This window comes from Reichenbachiella versicolor (genome assembly GCF_003171675.1).
GTDB classification, from domain to species: domain Bacteria; phylum Bacteroidota; class Bacteroidia; order Cytophagales; family Cyclobacteriaceae; genus Reichenbachiella; species Reichenbachiella versicolor.
The window spans coordinates 316,746-336,529 of sequence record NZ_QFZQ01000005.1; the positions used below are offsets into that span (position 1 = coordinate 316,746).

At 34.1% G+C, this 19,784-nt stretch carries 15 protein-coding genes; 5 read left to right on the forward strand and 10 right to left on the reverse strand.

All coding sequences use genetic code 11. The features are described from left to right. Positions 1-5 precede the first annotated feature (5 nt). On the forward strand, positions 6-614 hold the full coding sequence (locus tag DKG80_RS11845; protein WP_109831556.1) for a DUF1684 domain-containing protein: 609 nt from the start codon (positions 6-8) through the stop codon (positions 612-614). After that, positions 611-1,585: a hypothetical protein gene (locus tag DKG80_RS11850; RefSeq protein WP_109831557.1), complete on the forward strand. Its 975-nt coding sequence runs from the start codon at positions 611-613 to the stop codon at positions 1,583-1,585. The genes DKG80_RS11845 and DKG80_RS11850 overlap by 4 nt, the downstream gene beginning before the upstream one ends. Before the next feature lie 9 nt (positions 1,586-1,594). Here DKG80_RS11850 and DKG80_RS11855 read toward each other — a convergent pair whose 3' ends face one another. Both DKG80_RS11855 and gatC read right to left on the reverse strand, forming a co-directional pair. Beyond that, positions 1,595-4,306: a tetratricopeptide repeat protein gene (locus DKG80_RS11855; RefSeq protein WP_109831558.1), complete on the reverse strand. Its 2,712-nt coding sequence runs from the start codon at positions 4,304-4,306 to the stop codon at positions 1,595-1,597. A gap of 6 nt (positions 4,307-4,312) precedes the next feature. After that, entirely contained in the window at positions 4,313-4,603 is a 291-nt protein-coding gene (gene gatC / locus DKG80_RS11860) for an Asp-tRNA(Asn)/Glu-tRNA(Gln) amidotransferase subunit GatC (protein ID WP_109831559.1), read from the reverse strand. 200 nt (positions 4,604-4,803) lie between these two features. Here gatC and DKG80_RS11865 point away from each other — a divergent pair, with 200 nt between their 5' ends. Then, positions 4,804-6,150, forward strand: a complete 1,347-nt coding sequence (locus DKG80_RS11865) for a DEAD/DEAH box helicase (protein ID WP_109831560.1) — start codon at positions 4,804-4,806, stop codon at positions 6,148-6,150. Positions 6,151-6,160: 10 nt separating this feature from the next. Here the strand turns inward: DKG80_RS11865 and DKG80_RS11870 are convergent, their stop codons facing one another. From DKG80_RS11870 to DKG80_RS11895, 6 genes are all read right to left on the reverse strand, one after another. After that, entirely contained in the window at positions 6,161-9,733 is a 3,573-nt protein-coding gene (locus DKG80_RS11870; RefSeq protein WP_109831561.1) for a PKD domain-containing protein, read from the reverse strand. Positions 9,734-9,766: 33 nt separating this feature from the next. Then, a complete protein-coding gene (locus tag DKG80_RS11875; protein ID WP_109831562.1) occupies positions 9,767-10,996 on the reverse strand; it encodes a glycosyltransferase in 1,230 nt (409 codons plus the stop codon). Beyond that, positions 10,993-12,111 carry a non-hydrolyzing UDP-N-acetylglucosamine 2-epimerase gene (wecB, locus tag DKG80_RS11880; RefSeq protein ID WP_109831734.1) on the reverse strand — a complete coding sequence of 373 codons (1,119 nt, stop codon included), beginning with the start codon at positions 12,109-12,111 and terminating at the stop codon, positions 10,993-10,995. Before wecB ends, DKG80_RS11875 begins: the two co-directional genes overlap by 4 nt. A 289-nt stretch (positions 12,112-12,400) precedes the next feature. Continuing rightward, on the reverse strand, positions 12,401-13,228 hold the full coding sequence (locus DKG80_RS11885) for a class I SAM-dependent methyltransferase (RefSeq protein ID WP_109831563.1): 828 nt from the start codon (positions 13,226-13,228) through the stop codon (positions 12,401-12,403). Positions 13,229-13,312: 84 nt separating this feature from the next. Next, the gene (locus tag DKG80_RS11890; protein ID WP_109831564.1) at positions 13,313-14,131 is read right to left on the reverse strand and encodes a glycosyltransferase family 2 protein; all 819 of its coding nucleotides are present in this window, start codon (positions 14,129-14,131) and stop codon (positions 13,313-13,315) included. Then, entirely contained in the window at positions 14,128-15,159 is a 1,032-nt protein-coding gene (locus tag DKG80_RS11895; RefSeq protein WP_162555847.1) for an acyltransferase family protein, read from the reverse strand. The genes DKG80_RS11890 and DKG80_RS11895 overlap by 4 nt, the downstream gene beginning before the upstream one ends. Before the next feature lie 287 nt (positions 15,160-15,446). Here DKG80_RS11895 and DKG80_RS11905 point away from each other — a divergent pair, with 287 nt between their 5' ends. Continuing rightward, positions 15,447-16,889, forward strand: a complete 1,443-nt coding sequence (locus DKG80_RS11905; protein WP_109831567.1) for an MBOAT family O-acyltransferase — start codon at positions 15,447-15,449, stop codon at positions 16,887-16,889. 88 nt (positions 16,890-16,977) lie between these two features. Further along, entirely contained in the window at positions 16,978-17,817 is an 840-nt protein-coding gene (locus tag DKG80_RS11910) for a D-alanyl-lipoteichoic acid biosynthesis protein DltD (RefSeq protein ID WP_162555848.1), read from the forward strand. Here DKG80_RS11910 and DKG80_RS11915 read toward each other — a convergent pair. Together DKG80_RS11915 and DKG80_RS11920 are read right to left on the reverse strand one after the other, a co-directional pair. Beyond that, complete coding sequence (locus DKG80_RS11915) at positions 17,814-18,917, reverse strand: glycosyltransferase family protein (protein WP_109831569.1); 1,104 nt, start codon at positions 18,915-18,917, stop codon at positions 17,814-17,816. The two genes, DKG80_RS11910 and DKG80_RS11915, sit on opposite strands and share 4 nt — an antisense overlap. A gap of 9 nt (positions 18,918-18,926) precedes the next feature. Further along, entirely contained in the window at positions 18,927-19,781 is an 855-nt protein-coding gene (locus DKG80_RS11920; protein ID WP_109831570.1) for a hypothetical protein, read from the reverse strand. Positions 19,782-19,784: the final 3 nt, after the last annotated feature.

The window sequence follows — 19,784 nt, forward strand, 5'->3', positions numbered from 1 at the left end:
AAGTCATGAAAAAAACAATAGGTGGAGCAGCTATAATAATCTTTGGAATAGTGACTTACTCTTTCCTAGGAAATGACCAAGAAACTCTAGAGACATACAAAGAGAGAATCCTTAGAGAGAGAATAGAAAGAAATAATTTCATGAGCACATCTCATGAATCTCCTTTCGCTTCTTTTGGTGATACTATCGTAGAGCTGAAATACTTTCCTATCAATGAGAAGTTTAAAATAACTGCTAAAATTGAAAAGATAGGCTCTAAGGAATATGTAACCTTAGGATCTTCAAATGGCGCTCCAATAAAGTATCTTAAGTACGCATATGCTCATTTTAAGATAGATGAAAAGCCAATGAAGCTACTTATCTTGAAAAACTATAAAGATGTAAGAGGACGTCTATTTACAGGTTTTGCTGATGCAACTAGTGGGGAATCAACATATGGTGCAGGCAGATATATTGACCTAGACTTTAAAAATGCGAATAGAATAACTATTGACTTCAACACAGCTTATAGTCCTTACTGTAATTATAACGATAGCTACTCTTGTCCCTTTCCTCCTAAAGAAAACATACTCCCAATAGCTATCACTGCAGGCGAAAAGGATTACAAACTTTGAAAGCTAAAATACTTGAGCGATATGAAATTAATGATCAGCAATGGAATGATTGTGTAGAAAACTGTACCAATCCTTTAGTTTATAACCTAAGTTGGTACTTAGACATAGTCTGTGAAAAACAATGGTATGGAATCGTAATAGAAAATAGCGATCAGTACCTAGCTATTCTCCCTGTTCCTTTTTTCAAAAAATACACTCGAACAATCGTTCGACAACCCATATTTACTCAACAGTTAGGCATTTCTTCTAGATCTGTAAAATCAATCTACTCTCAGTCTCTACTTTTAACTCTGATTGATTCCTTTGACTACATTAACCCTCTTCATTTAAACAATTTGTCTTCTGAACATGACTTTCTTAACACTAAAAAACTGAATGTAACCAATGCTGTAAATCACATCCTTCCTCTACGGGAAGAATATCGATTTATTGAATCAAAGTTTAGAAGAGACAGAAAAAAAGACATCAGGAAAGCCAAAGAAATTGAACAAAAAATCATAGCGTCAGAAAACATCTTTGAACTATTCGAAATGTTCAATGAAAGCGTATCTCCAAAGTTGGATGGAGGCCTAAACCTGAAGACAAAAGAATATCTTACCAAAATTGCCAAAGAATGCTTTGATAGAAAAATTGGCAAATTACTATATACTCAACACCCCGATAAACAAATAGGAGCCGGAGCATTCTTCATCCTTTGGAAAAACAGGATAATATATTTAATAGGTGCTTCTTACAACAAGTATCGTAAGCTTAACGGTAGATCATTAATCATCCAACAGCTACTTTTAGAATACTCTGTTTCAGATTTCATTTTTGACTTTGAAAGTCCTCATCATGCGCCAGAAGTTGCCGAGTATTATCAAAGCTTTGGTGCTACAAAAGAAATTTACCCAATTATATCTTATGAAAACCTTCCTCTTTGGATAACCACTTTGCGAAAGGCTAAGAAATCAATAATAGAAATGTTTTAAATCTATCTTTTACCATTCTTCCGATTTAGCAATTGACTCCGATTTCTTTACTTCAAACTCTTGTTCGTAAAGGTTGTATTCATTTATTGGAAGAATATCATACAACCTTAATATCGTAGATTCGGCATAGCTTGTTAGCCCCATCTTAAAACACTGATCAATGTACTCTCTTATCAGAGCTTCAGAATACTCGTTAATAGTTATAGCGTTTTGCAAAACATTATAGGCTTCCTCATTTTCGCCATTTTTATTTAAAAATTCGGCCGTAGCAATTACTCCTTCTTCATAAAAAGGATTATTTAACCCTAAGGCAATATACGCCTCTTTGCCACCTTCATCAGAAATAATCGCCTGTAGCTTGGTTGCCTCTCTTTCAAAATCGTATTGATGACCTTTCCAAACAACTAACCCCGAATCTAAAGCTTGTTCCAAATTCTTTAATTGCTCTATCTCCACAGAGTACCTTGTAGTATCAAGATTTGAATATTCATTAAACAAAATATATTGAGCGACGGACGAATTATTAGTCATGCCATAGCTCTGAGCTAAATCAGCGGTAGCCCATGGATATCCAGCCTCTCTAGATAGTTCGAAATATTTATTTGCTAAAAATGGCTGTCCTAACTCCATAGCCCATTTACCCATGATCATTATTGCTTTAGCTTCCATTTCATTATTGGTTCCACGCAACTGATTCATTAAAGTAAATGCCTCTGTCATTCTACCATTCACATACAGGTTGGCTCCTTTAAGTAAAGACAGTGTTTTATAATAATCCCCATTATTCGGATCAAGTAAATACTTGTCGATAGTCAATAAATAGGATTCGTCACCGTTTTGTAAACACACCAACCCCAGATTATTTAAATAACTAAAAGTAAATAAGTTCAATCTAGTACCCTCATGCACCATTATTTGAGGTTCTCGAACTTCATTTTGATTAATTACATCATAAGCCAGTGCATTACTTATCATTGAAACTCTCTCAAAGTTAGTTTCAATATTATCCACCTTACCTCCGTGTTTCGCTCTGACTGCTAACAAGTTCGACTCAACCAAATTTTGCTTCCAATCTGTTTCTTTGATTTTAGTGAGATAATATACGGTTGAATCCAGAACGTTAGTCCTGTTAAACAATAGAGCCAAATTGTTATTTATTGCCCAGTTATTTGGAAATAGCTTAAGTGCTTTCTGATAAGTAAACATTGCATCAAAAAACATATTCTCTGATTCATAGACACTTCCTAAATTGGCAAATGCATAGGGGGTTGGGCGTTTCTTAGTAGAACTGACAAAGTGAGCAATTGCTTTTTTACCTTCTGGCTCCAATATTCCTAACATAAGATTAGACTTATGATTGTTATTAGATTGGTAAAGTATATTGCCATACGTTGATGCACGGTGATAATATTCTACAGCTTTAGTTTTTTGCTCTGTCATCAAATACATATCAGCTATGCCATTAAAATAACCAGACACCGACTGATAAAGTGCTGCATAACTAGAGGCAAAAAAGAATGCCAATACAACTATAAATCCAACTAAACGACTAGTAGCATATGGGAAATTATCCTCTCGAAATGCTATTTTATGAACAGGAAGATTCTTCATCAACAGCGATATAAAATTAGCTATTAAATAGACTAGAAAGCTTCCTCCAAAACCAATGTGACCAAATACAATAGCATCTTCAAATACTTCTATCGTACTGTCATTACCTGCAATAGAGACAAACAAAATCGTACTAAAAGTAAGGATAGCTAAAGCGAAAAACAGGTATACTAAATGTGGTCTAAATGGTAAAACTCCTTGATATAGTTGTTCTCTATTCTTCAATCCCCACAGACCTAGAATAGAGGACACAGACAGCAACAAAAAGTCATTTAAGTAATATATATCCCAATCTATGTAGCTCACATTCCTCATATAAAGTAGAACTACATTGATTAAGTAGATAACCGAAAACACTATAAAATGCAGGGTGTTTCCAGACTCATCCTCCTTACTTCCTTGTGTTGTCAATACTAAAATAGCATGTATTACTTCATGTCCAACCATGAATATAAATACTACTGAGAGTGCTAATGCTGGCCAATAAACATTATATGCTAACGTTAGAATTGGGTATTGTACACTTGAAGTAAGTGCTATTAGCATTATTAGCACAACGAACAAGTCTAATATCAGAAAGAATCTTAGCCCAACTCCTATGTCATTTCTAATAGTATTGAAAAAATAACATAACGCAATGAGTGGAATAGTTAATGTTCCTACAGCCAATTGACCTGTCAATCCCAATACACCAATTTTAGCCACTCCAGCACTAGCCAATGCTAATACCAAAAAGCCCATTGAAGCAATAAACCAAAATCGGCTAAGGTGAGACACAATCGCTAAAATCCCTGACAGGCATAAAATAAAAACTGCAAAAAATGCATACGCCCCCCACTTCGGAAGTAGTTGAAAAGTAGCACCCGCTTTTTGAAAAAGAAGATTGACACCAAACTGGACAGAACTCTCTATATAATCAGAATGATCAGAAAAGACAGGTAGTAATACTTCTTCGAGATAACCAGTCATCTCCCAAGAATAGAAATAAGAAAGTCCTCCTAGTTCTGTCACTAATACTGTAGCAATCAGTAGCAGTGTAAAAACTGAAAGGACTTTAAAAGCAAGTTGAGACAACCTACCCCACTCACTCCAAAAAGAAATCTTACTCATTAAGTTCTAGCTTAATACCTTAGGTACTATAAAGAAATCTCCATCTTTTTCAGGCGCATTTTTCAGAGCTTCCTCGGTTGATTTAAAATAGTTATCAGCTACATCTTCTCGTAATGGAACCTGCTCCTCATTCACATTTGTCAAAGGTTCTACATGTTCCGTATCTACTTCCTCGAGCTTTTCCACCCAATCCAAAATTTCGCCCAAATCTTTCTGATATCTATTTTCTTGATCTTCAGTCAATTCTAATCTAGCCAAATGGGCCAATTTATGTACGGTTTCTTTGCTTATAGACATGTCCGAATAGCGTTTAAGAGTTGAGCTAAAAGCTCTTCAAATTGAGAGAATAATAAAGGGCAAATTTAATTTAAATTGTGAATTCTCAATACACTGACAGAACACTAATACAAAGACTATTTGTCTAAGCAATTTCAAATGTTCTACTATTGTTTGTTTTGACTTGACTGCTATAAAGCTTGATAAATTAACTTTGCCTAATGAACAAGCAGGAAATTACTTTTGAAGATTTTGGTTTAAATAAACAGCTCAAAAATTCAATCACCGAGCTAGGTTATCAGACCCCTACTCCAATACAGATTGAAGCATTTCCTGTAATTAAATCTGGCAAAGATGTTATTGGTATATCTCAAACAGGAACTGGTAAAACTTTCGCCTACATGCTTCCCATTCTTCATCAATTGAAGTTCTCAAATCAAACTTCACCGAGAGTATTAATTCTTGTTCCTACACGAGAACTAGTTGTCCAAGTGGTCGAGAATATTGAATCCTATTCTAAATATCAAAGCATTCGTGTTTTAGGGGTATATGGCGAAGCTAATATCAATGTTCAAGCTGAGAGCATCATTGAAGGTCTAGATATTATAGTAGGAACGCCAGGTCGTCTATATGATTTGTGTGTCAATAGAATCTTAAAGCTAAATGACATCAAAAAATTAGTGATAGACGAAGTAGATGTAATGCTAGATCTGGGTTTTCGAACCCAACTAGCACACCTTTTTGAGTTATTGCCTGAACGAAGACAGAATATTATGTTTTCAGCCACCATGACGGAAGAAGTAGATGAATTAATACAGACTAATTTTATTTCTCCTAAAAAAATAACTATTGCGGTAAGCGGAACTCCACTTGAAAATATAGAGCAAACCTCTTACTACGCTCAGAATTTTCATACCAAGGCTAACTTATTGATTCATTTCATCCAATCAAATCCTTCATTTGAAAAGGTCTTGGTTTTTGTCTCCAGTAAAAAAATTGCAGACAGACTTGATCTGAGATTAACTGATGAATTAGGCTCAAAATCTTGTGTCATTCACTCCAATAAAAGCCAAAATTACAGATTACGCTCTTTAGAAGAATTTGACTCTGGACAGAAGAAAGTATTAATTGCTACAGATGTGATTTCTCGAGGACTAGATCTAAATCAAATCTCGCATGTAATCAACTTTGACACTCCTAATTATCCAGAAAATTATATGCATCGTATCGGTCGTACAGGACGTGCTGAAGCAAAAGGCCAATCAATTTTATTGTTCAACGAAGAAGAGGAATCGCAAAAACTAGAAATCGAGATGCTAATGGATCAAGAAATCTTAGAGCTTCCTTGGCCAGAAGAAGTGAAAATAACAGATCAAAAGATTCCTGAAGAGAAGAAAAGAGTTGCGTACTCTAATTTTAATCGGAAAACTAAAATTCATGAAGCCGGACCATCTACCCATGAAAAAAAGGATAAAAACAAAAAAGTAAATCTAGGTGGTTCATATAAGCGCAAAATAGAAGCCAAATACAAAAAACCTAAAAAGAGAGGGCAAAAGAGAAAGAAATAACTAAAGCACACTATAACTTAACCCATTTTTGAGTATCAACTACTCCATCGTATGAGGTTTTGATTATATATATTCCTTTACCAAAGGATATGGTTTCAAAATAAAATGAATTAAGCCCAGTCTCTACTGATTCATAGGTTTTTGTCATAATAACTCTTCCAGAATTATTTAATAATGAAATAGTTACCGGACTCTGGCTGGGTAATAATACATCTATCCGAACTGGACTACCCGACGAAGGATTGGGATAAGCAGGTAATACATTTACCTCTTGTTTAAAATCAACACAACCTTCATTATCAGTCTTATTTTGATCCTCATCATCAATCAAATCTACTCTTGCACATAAGAAACTCGTATTTGATTCTAGTGGCAATGTAACTCCAAGGGTATATTCAACACTTGATTGTCTAGAAACAATTCCTGAATAACGCTCAATAAACCTTGTACCGTTATCAAGATTAATGTTCACATTAAAATCAATAAGGTCAACATTACCGTTATTGCGAACTTCTAAATCAAAATATCTCAGGCCCGATTCCTCTTTAGAAACAATACTCACCAATTGTAAATCCAAAGAAGGGTCAACTGCAGTAATCCTGACAGAAGAGGTATCCGCACAGCCATCAGCACTATAGGATATTAACTCCGCTTCAAAATCTCCAAAATCCTCATATACGAACTCTGTGTTTTCATTAGTGGAAGTCGCATTTTCCGAGTCATTGAACTTCCACAAATATGAAATTGCATCTTTAGATTGATTGGTAAAATCAACTGTCAAAGGAGGAACGCCAAAATTATCTGATACTTCAAAGCTTGAAGTTGGGGATTGGTTAATGTCCACATTAGACTCTATTTCATCTTGACAACCTCGCTGATCTGTTACTACTAACGAAACTTCATATGATCCTGACTCATTGAAATTGTGATATGCAATTTTTCCATTCGACGTATTCTCACCGTCAAAGTCCCATACTCTAGAAACTATAGTTGGTGAACCTGAAGCATCATCAACTACCGATGTATCGGTAAACTCCGCAAATTGATTATCACAAGCATTATCAACTTCAAATTGAGCCTGAGGGAGATCATAAATTTCAACGGTTTCGTTGACAATAGTTTGACAACCATTTTCCGCTTCGACAGTTAAGATGGCATCATAAACTCCGGGGGTAGTAAACGTATGACCCGCTTTAGATGATAAATAAATAGCATCTTGTATTTCCCATCTATGAAACTCTATAAAACCATCGGGATAGGACTGCTTATCCTCAAACAAAGTAACACCATCAAGACAACCTGGTTCTTTAACCAATCTAGTTTGAGGAGAAGCCTCAATCTGTACTTGTTTGGTCATGGTATTCTCGCAATCTCCATCATTAACGACGGTCAAAGTCACGTCATAGACGCCTTCACTCTCAAAAATAAAATTAGGATTCTCAATATCTGATGAACCTAGCCCTCCAAAGTCCCAATCCCATGACTTGATATTATTAACAGCATCTCCCGAAATTGATTCATCTTCGAAGGGAATTATACTTCCTTGACAGTCCGTAGTTGGAGAAAAATTCACCTCTGGTCTACCATTAATAAATATTTCAGCACTTTCAGTAGCTACACAACCAGCTATATTTTCCATAGTCAGATTCACTGTATAGGCTCCAGAACCTGTATATTCATAATTAGGCTCATTTATGTTAGAGGTGCCGCTTCCGTCTCCAAAGTCCCAAGATGGATTGACTAGATTGCTACCTGTAGTAAGATTAGAGAACTCTTGTATTTCTCCAAAACAGTCATTCTCGAAACTAAAACTTGGATTTGGTCCTTCTACAACATTCAGTACCTGTGGATCTGAATCTGTCCCACAGCCTGGAATTGACATCTTTAGTGTAAGGTTCTTGTTTCCATCCGTATCAAATACTAAATCAGCTGTTTCACCTTGTACTAATTCTGTCGATCCATCAAGCCAAGTATAGGTCAATGTTGCTCCTTCATAAGCATCGTCATTGGTTGTGTTTGAAACGGAGATTTCATCGTTTGAGCAATAAGGTCCCGTTTCAACTGAAAAAGTTGGTTTTGGAGGCACTGGATAAATGCTAACGGTATCTATCGCAGTATTTTGACAAGTTCCGTCGTCTACTGTGAGTATTACTACACTGTCACCAGGCTGTGAGAAGGTGTGAGCGGGGTTGGGATCAGTACTTCCTATTGTAGTTCCTCCGTCGAAGGACCATGAGTAGGTTGGAGGGTCTCGATCTGGTTGAGAAGTAAATGTGGATGTGAAAGCCATATCGATGTTTTGGCATTCATTATTCTCCACTGAGAAACCAACCGAATGCGCATTATCAGATAAAACTTGAATATTCTGAAAATACTCTGAACAATTTCCTTCTGCATCACACCCTCTCAAAGAAACAGTATAAGACCCTGAGGTTGTATACTTAACAATCGGGTTTGATGTCAAATTAGAATACTCCACATTAGCATCGCATGAATTGGGGAAGTTAACCCTATATAACTCTCCTGAATTCCTCACCTGCATTCCCATCCACTGCCCCACTTCATTTTGTACTAGGGAAAGCCCAGTTACGACACCAGTATTTGTAAATCCTAAATATGAAGCTGATGTAATCAGAATATTATTCAAATCGTTTCCTAATTCTAACCGATAAAAATTCCCGCTAAAATCCTGAACAAAGCAAATAAATACACCATTATGCAATGCTATATCTACTCCAACAGGCCGATCTTGAAAAACTGTTGAACTCAGCTTAGTAATTACGGGAGAGGAAAAAAGGTTAGCTCCAAATTCCAGACGATAAAATCCTCTATCAGAAAACCCAACAGCAAACCCATACCAATTGCCGCAATCATTGATTAAAGTCAAATCAAGGAACCTAGCCACTCCTGAGCTAGAAGAGGATATAATATCCGTAATCGGATTAGGGATATTAGTCAAATCATTACCAAAATTAATTACTGAAAAGGAAGTATTTTGAGCTAAAATAGCTATCCAATCCCCATTATCTTTCTTAAGTTCTAAGCGATCATCATTTGCCCCTATCCCAGCAACAACAGTAACAAGAGTCACATCATTATTATCTAGATTACTTCCAATGTCAACCCTTATTATGTTAGCAGCATCATGAATTAACCCATACCAATTGTCATGATCTTTTACAATTTGAATAGTAACCGCCAAATTAGGTGTTGCACCATTCAGGTTTAATTCTGTAACAGAAGGACTATTCTCAAGCGAACTTCCAAAAAATAGTCTGTAAATCTTTTTCCCATTACGATCAGTAGTAAATCCATACCAATTACCATCTTCATTAATAATACTCAACCCTTGGATATTACTACCATTTATATCAATAATTTCTTCGATACTTGGGTCATTGAACAACTCACCACTACATAAATCCCATTGATATGAAACAGCGCCGGAAGAAGTATTAGTTATAATTAACTTCTCGTTCGAGCAAACCTGATTTTTTGAAGAAAATAGTATACTAGGGCATTGTGCATGTGCTAAAAAACACATGATTAAAAGATAAAAAAATAGCGGTGCTAATTTTGCCATAACCTAAGCTTTCACAAAAAAACGATAAAAACACTAAACTATTTCCAATATTCCAGAAATTGTATCCACGGCTTGTCCCATCCCCCTATATTCAACTCCTACATCACGACATCTAGCGCGCAAAGTATCCTTAGATTCGCTCATCAACGATTCGATATGTTGAAATTTCTTCATTACATCGGCTTTTTGAAAACTGTCCACAACAACCCCAACATTGTACTTATCTGCATACAAATCATCTTCAGATGTACCAATAGTAACAATATATGGAATCCCACAACATAAGTATTCTCCAACTTTTGTTGGGGAACAAAATTTTTTCGAAGGGAAATTGGCTACGGTTACTAACCCCATATCTGATGCAGAAAGAAAGTGTGGAACCTCTTCCATAGGAACCCTGTCAATGTGAAAAGCCCCAAAAGGAATTTTATACTTTTCAAATAATTCTTTGAGCTCATTTCGGTCATGACCAGTTAAAAAAACAAAAAAATAGGTCTCATCTTGCTGATAAAGCGTACTACACAATTCAAAAATCTCTTCTTTATAGTATAGATCACCAAACTTCCCAGTGTATATAACAACTTTCCGGTCATTGATTGCTAAGTCTTTTCTGATACGCACTCTAGCCTCTTTTGAAAACTGAAACACAGTTTGATCTACACTTGTCGGCAATCTATATGTTTTAGATTTAGCTCCCCATTCTTGAAGTTGATCAATCATATACTGGGTTCCTGTGATGATATGATCCCCACGAGTACCAAGTCTCTTCTCTATATTATTAAGAAGTTTGTATTTAAGTGACTTTTTCTTCCAAAAACCCAATTCCTCTAAAAATTGACTATGTGGTTCGTAAGAAAAAACGATTACTTTCCACCTAAAAATCAAGGATAATAAATAAGAAAAAGAACCTGCGATATTTGCAAAGGCAAGAATAGCTCTTGGTCTGTATTTAAACTGGATACGTACAATTTGAAACATTGCCTGCAAAAAATCATACGACTTCTTAAGAAGAAGTAATCTACCAGTGTGAAACTGTAAAGGAATCCAATTAATATTATTCTCAGCTAGTCTCTTTTTAATCCCCTCCTTATCATCATCTGAGATAAGATACTTTTCTTGCTCAAATGTGATAATGTGAAATTGATACATACCGCTTTTAGATATTCTAGTAATATACTTATATAAAAGCCCTTTGAATAGAGGGTCATTAAAGCTGTTATATATAAAAACAACAACCTGTTTTTTATTCTCTTTCAAAGTCATAGGTGTTCACTCAAGTACTTAGCAATACGTGAAGCTGTCTTTCCATCTCCATACGGATTAGGCTCATAACTCATTTTGTCATATAATGAACGGTCTGATACTATTTTCTCAAACGAACCTATTATGGATTCCTGATCCGTACCAACCAACATGGCACATCCCGCATCAATACCTTCCGGACGTTCAGTGGTATCCCTCATTACCAACAAAGGTACATTTAGTGTTGGAGCTTCTTCTTGTATGCCTCCTGAATCAGTAAGAATAAGATAGCTTTGGCTCATTAGAAAAACTAAATCATCGTATGGTAATGGAGATAATAATGATATATTGGAAATCCCTGAAAGTTTCTCTGTCACCACATTTTTAACTTTAGGATTTAAATGCACAGGGTAGACAAATCGCGTATCCTGGTACTTTTTAGCTAGTATCGCTAATGAATTGCATATATTTTCAAAACCAGTACCAAAGTTTTCCCTACGATGACCTGTAACAAGTACTAATTTATCTTTATCTAACTTACTTTTGAATTTTTTAACATATTGACCTTTTTGTTTCAACACCTTTTTCAAGCATAGATTTAGACTATCAATCACCGTATTACCCACATTTACCACTATTTCTTTATTTTCTGAAAGCAATATTTCATATGCTTTTTGAGTAGGAGCAAAATGGAAGTCTGCAGTGATGCCGATAATTTGTCTATTTACTTCCTCAGGATAGGGAGAAAAACGATTGTATGTCCTCAAACCAGCCTCTACATGTCCAACCCTGATTCTGGAATAGAATCCAATCAAGCTACCAATCATAGCCGATGTTGTATCTCCTTGGACAATCAGTAAATCTGGACTCATTTCATCAATTACTCTACCCAAGGCTTTAATCAAAGATGCCGATAGATCAACTAACGTTTGATTGGCAGACATAACCGATAAAGAGACGTCTGGAACAACCTCAAAGAATTGGAAGATTTGATCTAACATCTCCTTATGTTGTCCAGTTGAAACTAGTATAGGTTTTAACCCTAACCCATCTCCGTTTTTTTTCAGGTATAGAAACAGCGGTATCAACTTAATAGCTTCAGGTCTTGTACCTACAATTATTGCAACTTTTTTCATATTCATATTAAGTAAAAGAAAGATACTATAACATCATAAAATATGGGACTATGCAAATATGATAGAACCATTATTTTTCAAATTACTTTTTTAAATAAATCCTGACTCCTTTGACAAGACTCGGGAGATATTATAAGTAGAAAGACAATAAATTAGCACAATCTCTTCCAAAACTCTTACCCCACCTTGTAAACTAGATTATAGCTAATTAAGCTTGTTAGTTTTGGGTTCTAGCAAAGGAGTGCTTACGGAAACGAGTTCGTGCAATTCATCAATGAATATTTACTCATTACTTTGCTTCACAGATTACCCATTCAACAGTAGAATGTCGAATTTCTGAAACCACCTCTTTTCGCTCATAAAGATTCAATTGTTCTAGCCCATCAACCATATAGGTGTGCGCCTTTTCAATATCATCAATACTTTTTAAAGATGTTACATGATGTGTATCACCAAACAGATTCTTGATATAAGACGAAATTTCGATGTCCATACTATCATGTGTTTCAATTAGTAAATCACAGTTAGTTAAATTTTTCAAGTTTTTATGATTAAAAAGTACTTTTTCATACCCTTCACAATCACATATAATCAATCCCCTACCTCCAAAATAAAAATTTTCGAGATCCTCTGGAGTGCATTCAGCCTTTATCAAGATTCTATCCTCGATGTTATTTAGCCGAGACATTTGAATACATAACTTTCGCCCATCCTCATTAATGTCATAAGCATGTACCTTAGCCTCTTTCAAACTCAATCCTAACCCTACGGCATAGTACCCTTCAGCACAACCTACATCTACAATATCAGAATATTTTCTAGACTTAAACCGTTCAATAACAGGCCAAAGTTCTTTTTCATAAGTCCCCAAAAGCTTTGGATATTTACAGCTTCCTACAGCATCGATTTGAGGATATTTCATCCCCTTAAAAGGTCCATTTTGGACTCGTAAACTGTCGAACAATAGTTGTTTATACTTGGGGTTTACATGCTTACTTTCATAGAGAGCACGAGCATTTTTTAGAAAAACACCAAAGGTGGATAGAGGTTTTAAAACAGACCAAATATAATCTTCTCTTGCTGCATTGATAAGCAAATCCTTAATAAAGCTTTTCATTGATGAATTTTAATTCTGACTTTCTTTCAAAGAAATCGTTTTTAATTCTTAACTGTAAGCTAGTTAATTATAACATCTACTTTTTCACATTCTAGTTAAGTAAAAAAAGCACCTAATAGCATCACATAGTTTGAAACCACGTAAATATGATAGAACCATTATTCTTCGAATTCTTTTTTTTAAATAAACTCTATCTTCTTCATCAAGATTTGAGACATTTTCCAAAACAAAACGGTAATAATTAATATATCCTTGTTCCAATCCTTTTAAGTTGCTCATTGCTGACCCTTCATTCCTTCTATATATAAGAACTTCTTCCTCCGTAAAATCATATAGTCCAGCTTCACTTATTGATAAAAAAAAAGCAATGTCTTCACTATGAGTCCAACCCGTTGGAAACATGTAATCTATGTCTACTTCTCTCTTGATAAGCCAATTAATAGTTACCAAACATGAAGAGCTCAAGCGAATGATTTCTTTTTGAGGCATCCCACGATAAGTGGGGACTTGAGTTAAAAGTACTTTATTCAATACTTGATCCATTTGAACAACCTTACCACTAACAAATGCTATTTCATCGTTTGTCAAAAAAACATCCAACCTAGCTTGAATTGCTCTTTTAGGAAGGATGTCATCTGCATCCAAAAAACAAAAATAATCACCTCTCATTTGTTTTAAACCTAAATTTCTTGCAGCTCCAACACCCTTATTTTGCTGAGAAAAATATCGAACCCTAGAGTCTTTAAAAGAAAGAACTATTTTTTCAGTATTATCAATAGAACCATCATTTACGATTAGCAATTCCCAGTTTTCATGAGTTTGTAAAAAAACAGATTCTATTGCCTCTTCAATGAAACTCTCTGAATTATAAGCAGGCATAATAACAGATACTAAAGAAGTCATTTAAATAGATTCAAGCTGTTAATAAATCTTTTAGCAGGCGTCTCAATTATAAAGAAAGACAAGTATGAACATAACATCAAAACAAGAAGATAGAGATAGAAGCTAACCGCTGGGTCTCGAAGGTTAATCTGACCAAAAAGATAATAAGACAAGTTGTGAACAGGTACCTGTAATATATATAGAGCATAACTAATCTCTCCCAATATAACTAAGCACGGTAAACTTAATATTTTTTTAACCCGTCCTTGTATTCCACTTAAAGCATATATAATGATTGAAAAAACCGGCGCTAGAAAGCCATTTTTATAATTAACTCCAAGGAGAGGATACTTTAACAACAACAATAATATTGTCGCTGAAAAAATAAGGCTAAAATTTTTGATTGAATCAGAAATAGAAGGCTTAGATAAATAGACTAATGCTGTAAAACAACCTATCAAAAACTCATTGAGATGCATTAAAGGGTGAAAGCTGATAAATAACCAAACTGAATCTTCCCGCATAAATAATACCATTAGGTAGCTTATAATCTGTGTTGACATCCAAAGACCAAAAACCAACACACCATTATTAACCTGATTATTCTTTAGAAATTGAATTATAAAAGGAAATAATACATAAAACAGCACTTCCACTGCAAGAGACCAAGAAGGATAGTTTAGAATCAGGGAATATTTAGGATACCAAGTGTGCACCAATGCTGATTGAATCAAGAACTCAAAAAAAGGGAAGTTTCTACTTACGAGAAGATAGGAAATAAATAATATTGCTAGGCTAACAATATGGATAGGATAAATTCTGGCGACCCTTCTTTTTAAATATTTGAAATAGTCTATTTTTTTTTCACTATAAGCCAACACCATAACAAAACCGGATAACACAAAAAAATAACTTACAAAAACATCTCCACGCTCAAATAAGAATGAAAATAAGTCTAAACTAAAAGGATAAACATTTGAACCGAAATGGAATATTACAACGATTAAAGCTGCTATGAAACGCGTAAAAGTCAGCTGTTCAACTCTCAAAATATGTATAGTTATGATAGTAAAAGATCGATCACTTCTTTTAGATCTCCGAATCTAGAAATTATTATCAGAATGTTAAAATCAGAAGACTACGAACTAGCTTCTAAGTTTGTTGATTTAAATGTACTAAACAAATTCACCTCTTTAAGAGATACTTTAAAAATTATACAGGGCTCCAAAACAGTTCTTGATCATATCAGTTAGATCAACTACCTTCACCTATCTGATTAAAATGACAGAGTAAGACACTCTACCCTTATCATTTAACAGTATTCCTATCCAAGTTCATGATATTTAACTCGATAGATTTTGCAATCTTCCTACCAATAGTTTTAACTATCTATTGGATTATTGACAGAAACAATTTCAAACTACAAAATCTTTTCATAGCCTTTACAAGCTACTTTTTCTATGGCTGGTGGAACTGGACATTCTTAACATTAATATTTGCTAGTACTATAGTTGACTATTTAATTGGTCGAAACCTTGTAAAATCTGTCGTAAAGAGAAAACGGAAGTTGTTGTTAGGTTTAAGTATTTCGTTCAACATCGGGATCTTACTCTACTTTAAATATTTCAACTTTTTTCTTGAAAACTTTACTACTGCATTCTCATTTTTTGGCTATAAACTTGAAAGTGAGTCGTTAAATGTAATTTTACCTGTAGGGATCAGTTTTTATACTTTTCAAACTTTAAGCTATACGATAGATGTTTATCGAAAAAAAATTGATCCAACACATAATTTCATTGCTTTTATAGCATTCGTAAGCTTTTTTCCTCAACTGGTAGCCGGACCAATTGAAAGAGCATCTCATCTTTTGCCTCAATTTCTTAAAAAAAGAAAATTAGATTATAGCCTATTTGTTTCAGGAGCCAATCAAATTTTATGGGGGTTATTCAAAAAAATAGTTATCGCGGATCGACTAGCCATAGTCGTAAATGAGATATACAATTCTCCAAATGAATACCATGGTTTTACCCTTATTTTAGCCACTATTTTGTTTGCATTTCAAATTTATTGTGACTTTTCTGGATATTCCGAAATCGCTATTGGAACAGCCAAATTATTTGGGTTTGACTTAATGCAAAATTTTAACCTCCCGTATTTTTCAGCCAGCTTGAGCGAGTTTTGGAGGAATTGGCATATTTCATTATCAACGTGGTTTAGAGACTATTTATATATCCCTCTGGGAGGTAATAAAACATCAAAAGTAAGGTGGTACATGAATATACTGATTGTCTTTATCATAAGCGGTTTCTGGCATGGTGCAAACTGGACGTTTATTATTTGGGGAGCAATACATGGGGTAGCTCTGATAATAGAAGCTAACTTTAGCCTAATAAAAACACCAAAAGTCCCGTTTGTTTACATGTTAAAAAGAACAACAACCTTTGTTATTGTTTGCCTTGGTTGGGTTTTCTTCCGTTCTAACTCTCTAGAAAATGCCATGTATATTTTGAACAACATTATGGATTTTTCCGGCTACCACCTCTCACAACTGAATTTATACATTGTACCAACAGAAAAAAATACTGTATTCGCGATTGACATCTTTCTATCAATATTACTGATACTAGCACTAGCATTTATAGAGTATTTTTTTCTTCAGAAATCCAACTTTCAAATGCTAAGATTTAGATACAAGTTGCTTCTTTACACCGTATGTATCTGGTCGATTCTGGTTCTAGGAAGCTTTGAGAAAAACGAATTCATTTACTTTCAATTTTGAAATGAAAAATAGATTAATCAAGATCGGGACACTGATTTTTTGTCTTATTTCCACCCTTGGGCTTACTGAATTTGTTTTAGAGAGCACAATGAAAAAATGTAAAATTGAAACTGTAGGAAAGATTAACGCCATTATGTCTCATGAATTCGATTTTGATTTGACCATATGGGGTGCATCAACCGCTTATGTTAACATTAATCCACATATTATTATGGACTCATTGAATATCACATCATTTAACATGGGAATAGATGGTACTAATATTGACCAATATGCTGGTTTATTATATGAATTTCTAGACTATACCTCAAAAAGCAAGTACTTAATTATTGCTCTTGATATTCATGGAGGTCTGGTAAATAGAACCCAATTTCATGACTTGCATAATTGGCTTCATCACATCGGTAATAAACATATTGATAATTGTTTTTTGGATATCCAAGAAAGAACTGTCAAAAAAATAAAATACATTCCCTTTTATTCTCTTACATGTTATGATAAGCATGCACTTCCCTACTTCAGAAAAACCTTAGTAAACAGCAATCGGGAATTTCAAATCACTAATTATGGTTATAAGCCAAACGGGAATAAATCTATTAAACCAAATAAAAACATTCCTCCTTTCAAGACTGAAATTGGAATAAGAAGTTTTGAGAAACTAAAAACCGCGATTACCATAGCGAATAGCAAGGATATTAAATGCTTCGTTATAATCACTCCATGCTTCAAAGAAGGCCTTGAAAAAATTGAAAACAGATTTGAGTTCGTACAAAAACTAAATGAACTAAAAACAGAAAAGACAGAAATACTTGATTTATCAGATTGCTATATATCCAAAGAACCTAACTTTTTTAGAGATAACACACATCTCAATACTAAAGGAGCTGATGAATTAACTAGGTTAATTCTAAGTTATATAAAAAACTAGTTCATTTCTGGTGTGTAATTGGACAATATCTGCTCAATCTTCTTAATATTGTTCGCATAAGAATATCTTTGGGCAAACAGTCTTCTTTCCTTTTGTTTTTCAGATGAGTTATAATAACCTAAATTATTAATGACCTTATCAAAACAATCAACAATATCTTTTCTATCATTAGCCATTTCAAGCAATTGAACTTCATTCCTATATTCATATGAGTAACTAGATACAATTACCTTTCCACTACCTAAATACTCCATTAACTTATGTAGGTTAGAATGCTGCTTTATATCGCCTTCATTTTCAACCTTATAAGCACAAAGTAAAATGTCAAATTTTTCTAAATAATTAGGAATTAAACTGCTTTGCTGAGCTCCCAATAGTCTAACATTTTGGTAACTTTTCAAGTTCTTTAATACGTTTTCTTCAATTGGTTTTTTTGACAGATTAGACGAATCATAATTACCTATAAAATTAAACTGGCAATGAGGAAAAAGCTCTATCATCTTGAATATTGACTCCCAATCAATTGCTAACCTAGAAAGATTACCAATGTACCCGACTTGTATCTTATCTGAAAATTCATCTTTTACATTTTGTTTTTTTCGCTCACTACTATAGCCATGATGAATTTTATAAACATTAGAATTAAAAGGGCTTAATTCTCTATGAATAAAATCTGAAGTACATAAACACAAATCTGCTGTTTCAGCTAAAACAGGCCTTTTAATATTCTCAGCCATATCTACAATATGACATATTCTAAACTTTGATTTAAGGTATTTGAGATTGAAAAAACGAGAACTATCAAAGTTCCATATTATATCAAAAGATACGTCTAGTTTTTTTTCGAGAATCCCTATACTCCATTTAATAATCAATCCACTGATTGCATCAGGCAATCTAGTCACCCCTCTTATCGCAACGTAATCCACAATTTCAAGATTTGAACTAATCTCGTTTCTTTCAAATCTATCAGATGGAGGATTTAAAAAAAATACGTTATTTTTTTTTGATAATTCTACAGAATAGTGGTGCTTAGAAACATAATTAACACCCCAAGCCTCTGGAGAAATAATAAGAATATTCTTACCCGTTAATAGCATAACTAATGGTTAGGCATTTCCTTTTTTCTTTTTATAGGTAGAATTTGATGACAAATTAAACTTATGAAGTATTCTGTAAAAATAATTCCAACCAATTAAGAAGAGTCTAAACAAAAAAGACTGGGTTTGAATGTAATTAAAACTCTTAAGGTTATCTACTTCTAAAAACCTAAGGTCATTTACGTACAAAGTTGGATTGTCAGAATTTAAGTATGAAGCAGCCTTTTTAAAATCATGGAACCGTCCATGGAATATTTTCACCGGATACCCTTTTGCTGTGATGTTATTCGAAAATGTATAAAAATTGAACTCATTTGGCAGTAGAAAAAAATTAATTTTTGACTTATTCTCCCAAAGGACTTGTCTGAATGAAGTCTGATCAAAAACAATCCCTTCCCTTTCCTTCATTGAAACATATTCTTTTCTCCATTCGCTGAAGAGTTCTTGATTCACTTCCGTATTGTTATAAAGTAATACTCCTGTACTAACCTCACTAAACCAATTTGGGACAGTTTCAAGTTTGTCATTTATCCGGCCATTATCAAATGTAAACGCTATATCATATGTATCTAATAATTCCCATAAACCTTCTATACTCTCATTCAAGTAAGTGTCGGTATCCATGAAAAGAGTCTTATCAAAAGTAGTATTGAGTAATGGTTCAATCTTGTCCAAAAAATTAAAAACAGGATTTTCAATAACTTTTACGTTATTAAATAAGGTAGAGGCCAAAGTTACATTTTCAATATCCGTCCAAATAATTGCTTCTAGATCAGGATGTATACTTCTTACTGATCTATAAGAAACAAGCGCTTCTTCAACGTATCTTTTCCCAGTTCCAACATACAGCACTCCTTTTTTCATGAA